This is a genomic window from Spongisporangium articulatum (assembly GCF_044465595.1).
GTDB classification, from domain to species: Bacteria; Actinomycetota; Actinomycetes; order Actinomycetales; family Kineosporiaceae; genus Spongisporangium; species Spongisporangium articulatum.
The window spans coordinates 479507-492502 of sequence record NZ_JBITLV010000001.1 but is presented as its reverse complement, the minus strand read 5'-3'; the positions used below and the strand labels follow the sequence as shown (position 1 = coordinate 492502).

Sequence of the window (12996 nt, the reverse complement as noted above, 5' to 3'; positions counted from 1 at the left end):
TCGACGAGAGGAACCAGTCATGGCATCCCGCCGCCGCCTCGCCGCCACCTTCGTGGCGACCGCCGCAGCCCTCGCGCTCGCGGCCTGCTCCAGCGCCACCAGCACCACGTCGTCCACCGGGTCCGCCCCGGGCCAGGGCGGCAGCGCCGTCGGCTTCATCTTCGTCGGCCCGAAGACCGACTTCGGGTACAACCAGGCCGCCTACGAGGGCAGCCAGGAGGTCGCGAAGAAGTTCCCCGACCTGAAGGTGCTCACCCAGGAGAACGTCCCTGAGGACGACAATGCCGCCCGGGTCATGGAGGGCATGATCGGCCGCGGCGCGAAGATCATCTTCGCCACCAGCTACGGCCACCTGCAGGCCGCCGAGAAGGTCGCCGCCGCGCACCCGGACGTCGTCGTCGTCCAGCAGGGCAACGTCATCACCGGCACGGTCGGCAAGAACATCGGCACCTACTTCGGCACCGTGTACGAGCCCGTGTATCTGGCGGGCGTCGCGGCCGGCAAGGCGACCAAGAGCAACAAGCTCGGCTACGTCTACGCCTTCCCGATCCCCCAGACCATCAACAACATCAACGCCTTCGAGCTCGGCGCCCAGTCGGTGAACCCGAAGGCCAAGACCTACGCGGTGAACACCGGCAGCTGGTGCGACCCGCAGAAGCAGAAGACCGCGGTCGACTCGCTGCTGTCGCAGAAGATCGACGTCGTCACCCAGCACCAGGACTGCACGAGCACGGTGATCACGGCCACCGAGGCCGCGGGGGCCTACACCGTCGGGTACCACGCCGACGCCTCCAGCCTCGCCCCCAAGGGCTGGCTGACCGGGTCGCAGTGGAAGTGGGGCCCGCTCTACGACGACATCGTGCAGACCGCGATCGACGGCAAGTTCACCGGCAGCAAGTACAACGCGAACTACCGGGTCGGCCTGCAGAACGGCGAGAACCCGTTCGTGCAGTCGCCGTACGGTCCGAGCGTCACCGACGAGACCAAGGCGATCATCGCCGACGACCTGACCAAGCTGAAGGCCGACGGGGCGTCGGTGTTCACCGGTCCGATCAAGGGCCAGGACGGCAAGGTCAAGATCAAGGAGGGCGAGTCCCTGCAGTACGGCGACCCCGGCATCGAGGGCATGGACTGGTTCGTGGACGGCGTCGTCGGCAAGATCGCCAAGTAGTCGAGACGAGACTGTCGAACTCATGACGACGACGACGTTCCCCGCGGTGGAGTCCGCCCCGTACGGCTGGCCGTACGACGGTGGCTTCACCGCGGGGACCACCGCGCTGATCAACATCGACTGGCAGACGGACTTCTGCGGTGTCGGCGGCTACGTCGATCGCATGGGGTACGACCTGTCGCTGACGCGCACCCCGCTCGGGCCGGCCGCCGAAGTACTGGCGGCCGCCCGGGCCGCGGGCCTGCACATCTTCCACACCCGCGAGGGTCACCGGCCCGACCTGGCCGACTGCCCGCCCAACAAGCTGTGGCGCAGCAAGCAGATCGGCGCCGGCATCGGTGACGACGGCCCGTGCGGCCGCATCCTGGTGCGCGGCGAGCCGGGCTGGGAGATCGTCCCGGAGATGGCACCGGGGCCGGGCGAGGAGATCATCGACAAACCCGGCAAGGGGTCGTTCTACGCCACCGACCTCGACCTCCTGCTGCGCACGAAAGGGGTTACGCACCTGATCTTCACGGGCATCACCACCGACGTCTGCGTGCACACGACGATGCGGGACGCCAACGACCGCGGGTACGAGTGCCTGATCCTGTCCGACGCCACCGGGGCCACCGACCCGGGCAACCACGAGGCCGCCCTCAAGATGGTCACGATGCAGGGCGGCGTGTTCGGCGCCGTCGCCACCTCGGCGGCGCTCATCGCCGCCCTGCGGTCCGTCACCGTAGGAGTCGCGTGACGGCAGGCCCCGAACACACCGCACTGCTGGCGGTGTGCGGGGCTCATCTGCAGGGGCAGCCGCTGCACCCGGTGCTGGAATCGCTCGGGGCGGTGCTGGTCTCGCTGACCCGTACGGCGCCGGTGTACCGGATGGTCCTGCTGGCCGCCGCCGGCGGCGACCACGACCGCCCCGGTCTGATCCGGTGCCCGGACGGCGGTGCCTCGGTGGAGGTCGAGCTCTACCGGCTGCCGGTGGCCGGGCTGGGCGCGCTGATGGTCACCGTCGCCTCCCCGCTGGCCATCGGGTCCGTGGTGCTGGACGACGGGAGCCTGGTCCACGGGTTCGTGTGCGAGGGCTTCGCGGAGGTCGGCGCCCGGGACATCACGTCGTTCGGCAGTTGGCGCAACTACCTGTCCCGCCCGGTCCTGACCTGAGCACGCGGCCGCCGGGTGGTGGGGTGATCCGGGCTCCGGTTGACCGGAATCACCCCACTCCCGGTTGCACGCCGTTCACGGACCGCCGGGCCAGACTGGCCGCATGCGTGGCCGCTCCTGTGCACGAAAAGCCATACCCGTCAGCGTTTTCGCCCTGCTGTCCGGTATCGCCCTGTTGGTCGGGCCGTCCTCGGCGGCGACCGGGGCCACCGGCGTGCGGGCCGAGGACGCCATCTGCAACAGCATGCACACGCTGAAGGTGCCCACCGACGAGTCGGCGAAGGCGACGGCCATCATGGCCGGCACCGTCGACATGGGCATGTACGGCACCATGAAGCTGGCCAAGAACCCGAACTGGAAGCCGCAGGCCGGCCTCGACACCGCCGGCGACCGGTACATGAACTCCCTGCACTGGGCGCTGCCCCTGCTGCGCGAGGGCACCCGGCCGGGCAACAAGCAGGCGGCCGCCCAGACGGCCCGGTTCGTCGCGCTGCTGCACGACTGGGTCGCCGACCACCCGGTGGCCGACCGTACGAAGTGGATCAACCACCCCCAGTACGCCGGGTTCCGGCTCGGGACCTTCGTCTGTGCGCACCGGCTGCTCACCGACAAGTCCGAGAAGGCCTGGATGGCGGCCCAGATCAAGATCGACCTGGGGGTCCTGCTCGCGGCCTTCACCACCACCGGGGCCAACAACACGATGCTGAACGCCCAGCTGGCGGCCCTGGCCGGGGCCTACGAGGCGGGCACGACGAGCCAGCGGGCCGCGGCGGTCGCCAACGTGGCCGCCCTGCGCTCGACCCTGATGAACCCCGACGGCTCCGACATCGAGGGCGCCCCCGGGTACGGGGCCTACCTCGGCGAGATCCTGGTCCGGACGGCGAAAGTCCTCACCGCGTACGGGCTCTCGGGCGACGCCGACGCGACCCGGACGCTCATCTCGCGGCAGGCCGACTTCCTGACCCAGGCCAGCCGGCCCGACCGGCGGATCGAGTCCATCGGCGACGGTGAGCTGAAGACGATCCGCACGGGGGTCTACCCGTCGACGAGCTCGGCGAACTGGCTGGCCACCAAGGGGGCGGAGGGGACGAGACCCAGCACCCTGTACAGCCGGTGGCAGGGCGGGTACGTCTTCGGCCACTCGGGCTGGCGGGCCGGCAACCGCGACGGGCTCTCGTCGTTCTACTCGTTGCGTACCTCGACGCAGGCCCCGCTGACCGCGCACCGCCACCTCGACACGACGTCCGTCACCTTCTTCAGCAAGGGCGTCAGCTGGATCGGTGATCCGGGCCCCTACCGCTACGACGGCAGCGCGCTGCGCGGGTTCATCACCAAGCGCGGCGCGCACAGTGCCCTGGTCCCGACCGGCTCCATGACCACGAACGCGCCGGGCGTCGTGAAGTATTCGAGCAGCTCCGATCTCGTCGACAAGACGTGCGTGCTGGACACCGCCTACCAGGCGACGACCGGCGTCCAGCTGCTGCGCTGCGTCTACTACCTGCGCAGCCTCGACGCCCTCGTCGTGCAGGACTTCGTCCGCACCACCGGTCCGGCGCCGACGGGGAGTTCGGCCGTGAAGCAGCAGTGGGTGCTGTCGCCGATGGTCACCTCCACGGCCGTGGCCGGCGGTGCGCAGCTGCGGCTGGACGGCGTCACCGCCACCGGGCTGAAGCGCACCGGCTCGTTCATCACCACCGGCGACGCGAGCGTCTCCCCGGCCGGCTCGACGTTGGGCGTGTTCGGCACGACCTACGGCAAGAAGGCCGACGGCACCGTCGTCACCGTGCCGCTCGTCGCGAAGGCGGGCGGCGCCACGTCGAGCGTGACCACGGTGATCGCCCCCACCGACGCGCCCCTCTCGACCCAGACGGGGACCAGCGCCAACGGCCGCCCGACCCTGAAGGTCATCGCCGGTGCCGACTCCCAGCGGTTCGTCCTGGCCCTGACCACCTTCCCGTCGTGATCATGCAGAAAGTCCCCGCGGCTTGCGCGCCCCGGCCTGCGGTCAGGGTCGTGGTCGGGGGACTTCTGCATGATCACGACCGAGGGGTCAGGCGCAGTTGCGGGTCAGGAAGTCCATCGTCCGGTTCCACACCGACGGCACGGTGAGCGCGTAGGCGCTGGCGTGCCGCTGCTCGCCCGGCAGCACCACGGCGTCGACCTCGAGCGGGACGCCCGCGTAGGCCGCGCCGTACTGCGACGTGTTGCGCGCGTCGACCCAGTCGTACTGGCCGGCGAACAGCAGGGCCGGGGCGTCGTCCGGGCCGGGCGTGTGCGGCACGGTGGCGGACGCGCGCAGGGCCCTGGTGGGGGTCAGCTTCCGGACGGCGGCGGCCAGGTCGCGCTGCTTCGGCCCCTGCCCGGCGTCCTCCAGCACGAGGTCCATCGAGGTCGGCCCCGAGTACGAGACCACCCCGCACGTCTCGTTCGCCCGGGGCCCGCTGGCGAGATCGAGCGCGATGTGGCCACCGGCCGAGATCCCCATCACGGCGACGGTGTTGACGTTGAAACCCCACGTGCGGGCGTGCGACCGGATGTCGGCCAGCGCCGAGGCGAGGTCCTCGCGCTGGGCGGGCCAGCGCGCGTCGGTGGCCAGCCGGTAGTTGATCGAGAACGAGGCGATCCCCGCGTCGTACAAGCGCTGGTTGAACGCCGACACCGCCTGCGCGTCCCCGGCCACCCAACCGCCGCCGTGCACCACGACGACCGCCAGCTGCGAGGTCCGCCGCTCCGGCAGGTAGGCGAGGTAGTTCTGCCGCCGGTGCTTGCCGTAGGTGAGTTCGAACGGGATCGCGGCGGTGGCCCCCACCGCGTCGCTCGTGGCCAGCGGGCTCCCGATCGCCAGTGACGGGCTCGGGGCGGTGGTCGCGGCCGGGACCACGGGGCCGACGGCGCTGGTCGGTGCCGAGCGGTCCGACGTCAGGCCGGGTGCGACGAGCCAGCCGGCCAGGACGGCGGCCGCCACGGTTCCGACCACGATGGCCGCGCGGGCCCCGAACTCCAACCGCCCGGCCCGGCCGAGCCGGCGTCGGAGGCCGGGGGCGGCGTCCAACCGGCCCAGGCGCCCGACGCGGTGCTGACCGGCGCGGTAGTGCCGGTAGTCGTCGTCGTACTGTTGGACCAGCTCGCCGGGGGGCGCCTGCTCAGTGGGCGGCTCGACGTCCTGCAGCCGCACGCCTCCCGGGCCCGCCAATCCCCACCTCCGCGCCGCCCGTGGCGCGGTCGGGTCCCGGCACACGGCGAAACCCGACATTAACGCCTGGACGCCGCTTTACGGAAGCAACCCCTCATCCCTCGGTGATCATGCGCAAACGCATGATTCGGGCGATGGGACGGGGTGAATCATGCGTTTGCGCATGATCACCGAGGGATTCAGCAGTGTTCGTCGAGGAACTTGGTGGTCATCCGCCAGACCAGCGGCATGTTCAGCGCGTAGGCCTGGGCGTGCTCGCTCACCGCGGACAGGATCACCGGCTGCACGGCCAGCCCCGTGCCCTTGTAGGCGTTCACGTACAACGACGAGTTCACGTACGGCAGCCACTCCCGCTGCCCGGCGAACAGGAGCGCGGGCGCGTCGCTGCTGGACGGCGACACCGGCAGGTTCGCGGTCTTCTTCTGCTTCACCGTGGGCGCCAGTCGCTGGGCCGCGGTGGCGAGCCGGTCGCGGCGGGCGTCACCGCCGGCGTCGCTCTGGGCCAGGTCGATGGAGGTCGGCGCCGAGTACGAGATGGCCGCGCAGGTGGCCTTGGCCCCCTCGGTGCTGGCGATGGCCAGGGCGATGTGCCCACCGGCCGACGAACCGATCAACGCCACCCGGCGCGGGCTGATTGCGTAGGAGTCGGCCTTGCTCTTGATGTCCGACATGGCGGCCAGGACGTCGGTGCGCTGGGCCGGCCACTTCGCCTCCTCGGCCAGCCGGTAGCCGACCGAGAAGGACGGGATCCCGTCCGCGTACAACTTCTTGTTGAGGCCGCTCACGCTGGTCGGGGACCCACCGATCCAGTAGCCGCCGTGCACGACGACGACGGCGGTCCGGGTGGTGGGCTGCGGCGGGATCCAGGCCAGGTAGTACTGCCGGGCGTCCTTCCCGTACTGCACGGTGACCGGGGTGGCGGTCGCGGCGGCCGTCGCGTTCGGGTCGTCGCCGGCGAACGCGGAGTTCGAACCGTCGTCGGCGCCGTGCGCCCAGCCGGGTTCGAGCAGGCTGACGGCCAGGATCACGATCAGGAGGCTGAGCGCCAGGAGCGCCCCCGTCCGCCCGTGGTGGGCGGCTCCGCGCCGGATCGTGTCTGCCACGATGATCCACGTCGGCACCCCGGCAGGCGGGTGGACATCTGCGCACCGCTGTCACCCGCTCGGCCCAACCCCGGCGGTTTGTCCCCGATCACGCCCGGGGCATGAGGCGTCGGGGCGGAAAAACTCCCGCCGGTCCCCCGAACGGGCTCGGCGCCGTCCCCCTGGCAGTGCATGGGGGACGGCGCCGAGCGGGTCGTGCGACCGGGCGCAGAGCGCCCGGTGGGGTCAGCGGATGCGCAGACCCGAGATCGCGCGCGAGATCACCAGGCGCTGGATCTCCGAGGTGCCCTCGAAGATCGTGTAGATCTTCGCGTCCCGGTGCATGCGCTCCACCGGGTACTCGCGGGTGTAGCCGTTGCCGCCCAGGATCTGGATGGCTTCCTCGGTGGCCCGCACGGCGACCTCGGAGGCCTTCAGCTTGGCCTGCGAGCCCTCGGCCGCGTTGTAGGGGACCGGCTTGCCGCGCATGAGCCCCGCGGACATCCAGCCGGCCCGCCACACCAGCAGGCGGGCGGCGTCGAGCTCGACCTTCATGTCGGCGAGCTTGAACGCGATGCCCTGGTTGTCGATGATCGGCCGGCCGAACTGCACCCGCTCCTTGGCGTAGTCCAGCGCGTACTCGTACGCCGCCCGGGCGATACCGAGCGCCTGGGCGCCGACGACGTGGCGGGACAGCTCGAAGGTGGACATCGAGGCGTTCTTGCCGCCGGTCGAGCCCTCCTTGGCCTTGGCGATGCGCTTGTCCAGCTTCTCCTTGCCACCCAGCAGGTAGCGGCCGGGGATGCGGACCTCGTCGAGGAAGAGCTCGGCGGTGTGCGAGGCGCGCAGACCGTGCTTCTTCAGCTTCTTGCCCTGCTCGAGGCCCTTGACCTCGGACTTCGGCACGATGAAGGCGGCCTGGCCCTTGGCCTTCAGCTCCGGCTCGACGGCCGCGACGATGACGTGGATGTCGGCGATGCCACCGTTGGTCGCCCAGGCCTTCTGGCCCGAGAGCACCCACTCGTCGGTGGCCTCGTCGTAGCGGGCGCGGGTGCGCATCGAGGAGACGTCGGACCCGGCGTCCGGCTCGGACGAGCAGAAGGCGGCGACCTGCGGCTCGGCCTCGGTGCCGTAGCAGCGCGGGATGAACTCGACGATCTGCTCCTGGGTGCCGTTGGCGAAGATGGCCGAGCTGGCCAGCTGGGTGCCGGACAGCGCCATGCCGATGCCGGCGTCGCCCCAGAACAGCTCCTCCGAGACGATCGGCAGCAGCAGCCCCGACGGGTCGATGAAGAAGTTGACGGTCGAGTCCAGGGAGTACAGGCCGATCTTGGCGGCCTCCTGGATGATCGGCCACGGGGTCGTCTCGGCCTCGTCGTACTCGTGCGCGGCCGGGCGGATGACGTTCTCCGCGAAGTCGTGCACCCACTCCTGCAGCTCGCGCTGCTCGTCGTTGAGTTCGAGGCTGAAGGTGGCCCAGCCCGGCTTCGACCGCTCGGCCGAGATCTCGGCCACCATGGAGGCCATCTTGCTGGCAGCCACCTCAGCGGTCGGGGCTTCGAACTGCTGCTCCGCCACGGCTGCCTCCTTGGTGCTGATCGTGGTGTCGGTCACTGGTTCGCTCCCGTACATGCGTCTCGTGGTCAGGTGGACGCCGTCCGGACGAGCTGCCCGTGCGATGGGCAGGCACGCGTGCGACCCGGGGTCGGCGCTGTTACCGAGCAGTGTAACTACAAGTTACACACGAAAGTACAGTCCCGCTATGCTGTGGATATGACCTCCAACCCCTCGGTGGTACGCGAAGCCGTGCCGCCGCCCGACGACGAGGGCGCCCAAGGGGCGGCCCGCGCCGGTCGGGGCAAGGGTTCGTCGCGCCGCAAGAGCGCGGCGGGCGGCGAGGAAAGCGCAGGTCGCGGCCGCCGCGGCGGGGCGGCCGCCCGGCACCGGGAACGGCGCCGCGAGATCGTCGCGGCCACCCGTGCGCTGTTCGACCAGCGTGAGATGCGGGACGCGAACATCGACGACATCGCGCGGGCCGTCGGGGTGAACCGGGCCATCATCTACCGGCACTTCTCCAGCAAGGACGAGCTGTTCGCGCTCACCCTGTCGGAGTACCTGGAGGACCTGACGGCGCAACTGACCGAGGTGGACGACGCCGCGCTGGCCGCCCCGCAGCGGCTGGCCGTCATCGCCGGCGCCTACGCCGACTTCTGCCTGCGCTACCCGGCCTTCATCGACTGCGCGCTGGCCATCCTGCGCCAGCCCGGCAACTACCTGCTCAACGAGCTGAGCGACGCGGCCCTGCAGCACCTGGGCCAGCGGCTGGTGAACTGCCTGTCGATCATCGCCCGCGTGCTGCGGGACGGCACCGCCACCGGTGACTTCAAGGTCGAGGACGCCGACCTCACCGCGAACATGATCTACCTGCAGACCCTGGGCGCCCTGCACCTGGCCCGCACCGGCTTCATCGTGCGCGACTCGGGCCGCGGCTACCCCGACGCGGTGCCGGTCGACGAGGAGCAGTTCCGCTCGCTCGTCGTCCGCTCGGTCCTGGCCGCGGCCGGCTCCGTCAGCCGCTGACCCCGGTCGTGCCGACCAGCAGCTCGCGGCGGAGATCGCCGCTCGAGCCGGGATAGGGCGAGTTCAACTCGTCCGGCCCCGGCTGCGCTGGTGATCTTGCGTCCACCAGGTGCCTTCCGGTGCCCGGTGAGCTCGGCCCGGATGGCCGCGCCCGCCTCGGTTTTCCTACCCGGTCGGGCTAACGGCGGTTACGCAGCGAACATCCCCCGCAGGGTGTTAGCCCGTCCGGGCTTTAGAAATCCCACCCCCTTTCCGATGACTGGACTGTCGAAGTCCGTACGGAACGGGAAGGGCGATCGCCATGTCGGGGCAGGTCGGTCCGGTGTACTCCTCGGGACGGCGCGCGTTGCGCGTCGCCGTCGCTCACGCCTGTCCTCGGACGAGGCAGGTGATCCTGGACGAGCTCGGCGCGGACCCCGCGTTCGAGGCCTTCGTCCCCAGCTCCTGCGCCGAGCCGCTCGAGGCCGGGGTGCTGCTCCTCGACGCCACGGGCGCCAACCGCCTGGACGCCGTACGCGCCGCGAACCCGCTGCTGCCCGTCGTCCTGCTGGAGACCGTGCACGGTGCGCCCGAGGAGGCGCCCGAGTCGGCCGACCTGGTCCGGGCCCTGATCGATCCCCGCGGCGCGCTGGACGTCGTCCCCCTGCCGTCGGCCCGCGACCTGGACGACGCGACCGCCCTGGTCGCGGTCGAGGGCGCCGTGCGCAGCCGGCTGGTCCCGATGATGCGCGCGCTCGGCGTCGCCCGGATGCCCGTGGCGCGGTGCACGCCGCTGCCCGGCCCGCTGACCCCGACCGCGCTGCTCAACTCCTGGTCGCTGCAGGCGCCGTTCCGGATGCTGTCGATCGCCTCCGGCCGGGGCAGCCTCGCCGCGCTGGCCGGCCTGCTCTCGGGCCTGCCCGCCGATCTGCCCGTCCCCGTCGTCGCCGGTCAGCACCTGCCCGCCCGGCACCTGCCCGCCCTGGTCGACGTCCTCGACCGGATCTGCCCGTTGCCCGTCCGGCTGCTGCCCGGGGCCGGGGTCCGGCTGCGCGACCTGCCCGCCGGCACCGTCTGGGTGACCGCCGGCGCGTCGCCCGCAGACACCCCCGGCGAGGGACTGTTCGACGGCGTCCTCGACGGCCTGCTCCTCTCCGCCTCCCGCGGCTTCGCCGACGGCGTGCTGGCCGTGGTGCTGGCCGGGATCGGCCGTGACGGCGTGCGCGGCGCGAGCGCCGTGCGCGAGGCCGGTGGCACCGTGCTCGCCCAGGACGAGGAGTCCAGCATGCTCTGGGGCCTGCCGGGCGCGGTCGCGCTGGCCGGCCAGGCCGACCGGCTCGTCCCGCTGGGGGACCTGCCCGCCGCGCTCACGGTGACCCTCGCCGTCCCGCTGCACGAGTGGGACGACGCCCGGGGCCGGCACGCGCACCGGCCTTTGGAGCGCCCCGCGACGGTCGGCGGTCGCCGATGAAGGTCACCGCAATCACGCTCGCGCCCGGTGAGACAGCCGTCGGGAGCATCCCCAGCACAGCATCCGCCCGCACCGTGACGGTCGCGGCTCCCCCGGAGGTCCCCAGATGAGCACCACGATCAACACCCCACTCCCCACCCGGCACCGCATCCGCCAGCTGATCGAGGAGATGCTGAACATCGAGGTCGGCATCGCCGACGGCATCGCCGCCCCGGCCCGCAGCACCAACCTGGTCGGCGTCTACGTGACGCCGAAGCTGGCCACCACGGCGCTCGTGATCACCGACCTCGAGGCCGCCGCGCGGCTGGGCGGGGCGCTGGCCGAGGTGCCCCGCAACGCCGTCCAGGAGGCGATCGCCTCCCGCGAGCTGACCCCCGTGCTGAGCCGCAACTTCTACACGCTGCTCGACAACATGGCGAAGCTGTTCAACGGTGAGAACCAGCCCGAGATCTCGCTGTACGAGATGTACGGCGCGGACTCGGTGATCCCCGCCGACGTCGCCGCGCTGGCCGGCTCGGCCGGGTCGCGCATCGACCTGAAGCTGGCCGTCGAGGGCTACGGCCTGGGGCAGATGTCGCTGATCACCCGCTGATCGACGGTACGACAGCACGTTTCACTACCCGGTGACGGACGAGTCATCGGGCGGACGGGGATGGACGAAGGGTACGGGCAGGGCGCGATGACGGTTTCTCAGGTCACGGGTGGGCAGCTCGTGCGCAACGTGCGGATCTCGCGCCAGGGGATCTACGACGCGTCCCGGAAGCTCATCGCCTACCAGGTGCGCTTCGACGCGCAGAACCGCGGCGAGGACGTCGCGGCCGAGCGGGCCACGTCGCAGGTGATCGTGACGACCTTCGGCACGTTCGGCCTGGAGAACATCTCGGGCGGGCGACCCGTCTTCATCGACTTCACCCGCTCGTTCCTCACGGGTGCCATCCCGATCCCCGTCGAGCCGGCCCGGGTCGTGGTGGAGATCCCGGCCGACGTCGACGCCGACGTCGAGGTGATCGAAGGCCTGAAGGCGTTGCGCGGTGAGGGATATCGCCTCGCCGTCGCCGACCTGGGGCTGGACGGCCGGGACGAGCTGCTGGCCCTGGCCGACTTCGTCACCGTCGACCTGGCGGCCGTCGGCGTCGAGCTGTTGCCGGGCATCGTGGCCCGCGGCAAGTACCACGGCGCCGGCCTGATGGCTGTCGGCCTGGACGACCAGGACCTTCTGAATCATTGCCAGGAGCTGGGTTTCGAGCTCTTCCAAGGTGTCATCATGCAGCGGCCGCTGGTGCTGGAGCGGCAGATCCTGTCGCCCAGCCAGCTCATCTCCGCCCGGCTGCTGAAGGACCTGAACGACCCCGACGTCCCGATCTCGCGGGTCGAGCAGCGGGTCGCCAGTGACCCCGGCCTGACCATGCAGCTGCTGCGCACCGCCAACTCGGCCGGCAGTGGTTCGGTCGAGCAGATCACGTCGCTGCGCCAGGCGCTGGTGATGATCGGTCCGCGGAAACTGCGCTCCTGGGTGGTGCTTACGCTGCTGGAAGGTGGCCAGAGCGCCGTCTCCGCCGACGCGCTGTGGACCGTCCTGACGCGGGCGCACGCCTGCCGGGCGCTCGCGGTCGGCGACGACGTCGCGTTCACGATCGGCCTGCTGTCCGGCTGCGCCCAGTTGCTGGGGGTCGAGCCCGAGGTGGTCGCCGACGCGGCGGCCATCGGGGGCGAGGCCCGGGCCGCGCTGCTCGACGGTGACGGCGTGCAGGGCCGGGCCCTGACCGCGGTGCTCGCGCACGAGCGCGACGACGACGAAGGTGTGGCCAGCACCGGGTTCTCGGTGTTCGACGTGTCGCACTGCTACCTGGAGTCGCTGCGCGAGGCCCGCCGGATGGTCCTCGACCTCACCCCCTGACGACGTCCGTGATCATGCAGAAACCTCGCGCCCCACGGGGGAACGCGAGGTTTCTGCATGATCGGCGTGAGGTTTCTGCATGATCACGGACTTGTTGTGTCGTGGGGGGCCGGGACGGGAGGCGCCGGGACGGGTGGTGCGGGCACCGGTGGTACCGGGGGTGCCGGGGGAGCCGGCGGAGCTGAGGCCGTGCTGGAACCCGCTGCGGCGGTGTCCTTCTCGGCGTGCGCGGCCTCGATGGCGGCGGTCAGGGCCTCGATCGCGTGGTGCCGCCGGCGTTCCTCGGCGTACCCCTTGGCCAGGCTCATGATGAACGAGACCCCGGCGATGCAGGCGATCGCGACCGCCCCGCCGCGCAGCAACGCGCCGGTGCCGGTCAGCTCGCCCGACTCGACCATCCCGTAGAGCCGGGGCCCGGCCAGCACGGCGGCGACGAGAATGCCGATGCCCATCGGATTCACCGACCGACCT

Annotated in this window: 12 protein-coding genes; 8 read left to right on the top strand and 4 right to left on the bottom strand. The window is 71.3% G+C overall.

From position 1 onward, the window contains the following. Nucleotides 1–19 precede the first annotated feature (19 nt). The 4 genes from ACIB24_RS02360 to ACIB24_RS02345 all read left to right on the top strand — a co-directional run bounded on the left by ACIB24_RS02360 (nucleotide 20) and on the right by ACIB24_RS02345 (nucleotide 4286). On the top strand, nucleotides 20–1171 hold the full coding sequence (locus ACIB24_RS02360; protein WP_398274594.1) for a BMP family ABC transporter substrate-binding protein: 1152 nt from the start codon (nucleotides 20–22) through the stop codon (nucleotides 1169–1171). Nucleotides 1172–1193: 22 nt separating this feature from the next. After that, nucleotides 1194–1907, top strand: coding sequence for a biuret amidohydrolase (biuH, locus tag ACIB24_RS02355; protein ID WP_398274591.1), 714 nt, complete (start codon nucleotides 1194–1196; stop codon nucleotides 1905–1907). Beyond that, on the top strand, nucleotides 1904–2323 hold the full coding sequence (locus ACIB24_RS02350; RefSeq protein WP_398274588.1) for an allophanate hydrolase-related protein: 420 nt from the start codon (nucleotides 1904–1906) through the stop codon (nucleotides 2321–2323). Before biuH ends, ACIB24_RS02350 begins: the two co-directional genes overlap by 4 nt. 103 nt (nucleotides 2324–2426) lie before the next feature. Beyond that, nucleotides 2427–4286 carry a heparinase II/III domain-containing protein gene (locus tag ACIB24_RS02345; RefSeq protein WP_398274585.1) on the top strand — a complete coding sequence of 620 codons (1860 nt, stop codon included), beginning with the start codon at nucleotides 2427–2429 and terminating at the stop codon, nucleotides 4284–4286. An 87-nt stretch (nucleotides 4287–4373) separates the two neighbouring features. Here ACIB24_RS02345 and ACIB24_RS02340 read toward each other — a convergent pair whose 3' ends face one another. From ACIB24_RS02340 to ACIB24_RS02330, 3 genes are all read right to left on the bottom strand, one after another. Next, complete coding sequence (locus ACIB24_RS02340) at nucleotides 4374–5498, bottom strand: alpha/beta hydrolase fold domain-containing protein (RefSeq protein ID WP_398274582.1); 1125 nt, start codon at nucleotides 5496–5498, stop codon at nucleotides 4374–4376. A gap of 197 nt (nucleotides 5499–5695) precedes the next feature. After that, complete coding sequence (locus tag ACIB24_RS02335) at nucleotides 5696–6619, bottom strand: alpha/beta hydrolase (RefSeq protein WP_398274579.1); 924 nt, start codon at nucleotides 6617–6619, stop codon at nucleotides 5696–5698. 225 nt (nucleotides 6620–6844) lie between these two features. Next, a complete protein-coding gene (locus ACIB24_RS02330; RefSeq protein ID WP_398276710.1) occupies nucleotides 6845–8116 on the bottom strand; it encodes an acyl-CoA dehydrogenase family protein in 1272 nt (423 codons plus the stop codon). A gap of 255 nt (nucleotides 8117–8371) precedes the next feature. Here ACIB24_RS02330 and ACIB24_RS02325 point away from each other — a divergent pair, with 255 nt between their 5' ends. The 4 genes from ACIB24_RS02325 to ACIB24_RS02310 all read left to right on the top strand — a co-directional run bounded on the left by ACIB24_RS02325 (nucleotide 8372) and on the right by ACIB24_RS02310 (nucleotide 12525). Continuing rightward, nucleotides 8372–9178 (top strand): TetR/AcrR family transcriptional regulator, encoded by an 807-nt coding sequence (locus ACIB24_RS02325; protein ID WP_398274576.1) that lies wholly within the window; start codon nucleotides 8372–8374, stop codon nucleotides 9176–9178. 301 nt (nucleotides 9179–9479) lie between these two features. Continuing rightward, on the top strand, nucleotides 9480–10628 hold the full coding sequence (locus ACIB24_RS02320) for a chemotaxis protein CheB (RefSeq protein ID WP_398274573.1): 1149 nt from the start codon (nucleotides 9480–9482) through the stop codon (nucleotides 10626–10628). A 106-nt stretch (nucleotides 10629–10734) separates the two neighbouring features. Further along, on the top strand, nucleotides 10735–11220 hold the full coding sequence (locus ACIB24_RS02315) for a hypothetical protein (RefSeq protein WP_398274570.1): 486 nt from the start codon (nucleotides 10735–10737) through the stop codon (nucleotides 11218–11220). 87 nt (nucleotides 11221–11307) lie between these two features. Further along, a complete protein-coding gene (locus ACIB24_RS02310; RefSeq protein WP_398274567.1) occupies nucleotides 11308–12525 on the top strand; it encodes an EAL and HDOD domain-containing protein in 1218 nt (405 codons plus the stop codon). An 83-nt stretch (nucleotides 12526–12608) separates the two neighbouring features. Here ACIB24_RS02310 and ACIB24_RS02305 read toward each other — a convergent pair whose 3' ends face one another. After that, complete coding sequence (locus tag ACIB24_RS02305) at nucleotides 12609–12986, bottom strand: hypothetical protein (protein ID WP_398274564.1); 378 nt, start codon at nucleotides 12984–12986, stop codon at nucleotides 12609–12611. Nucleotides 12987–12996: the final 10 nt, after the last annotated feature.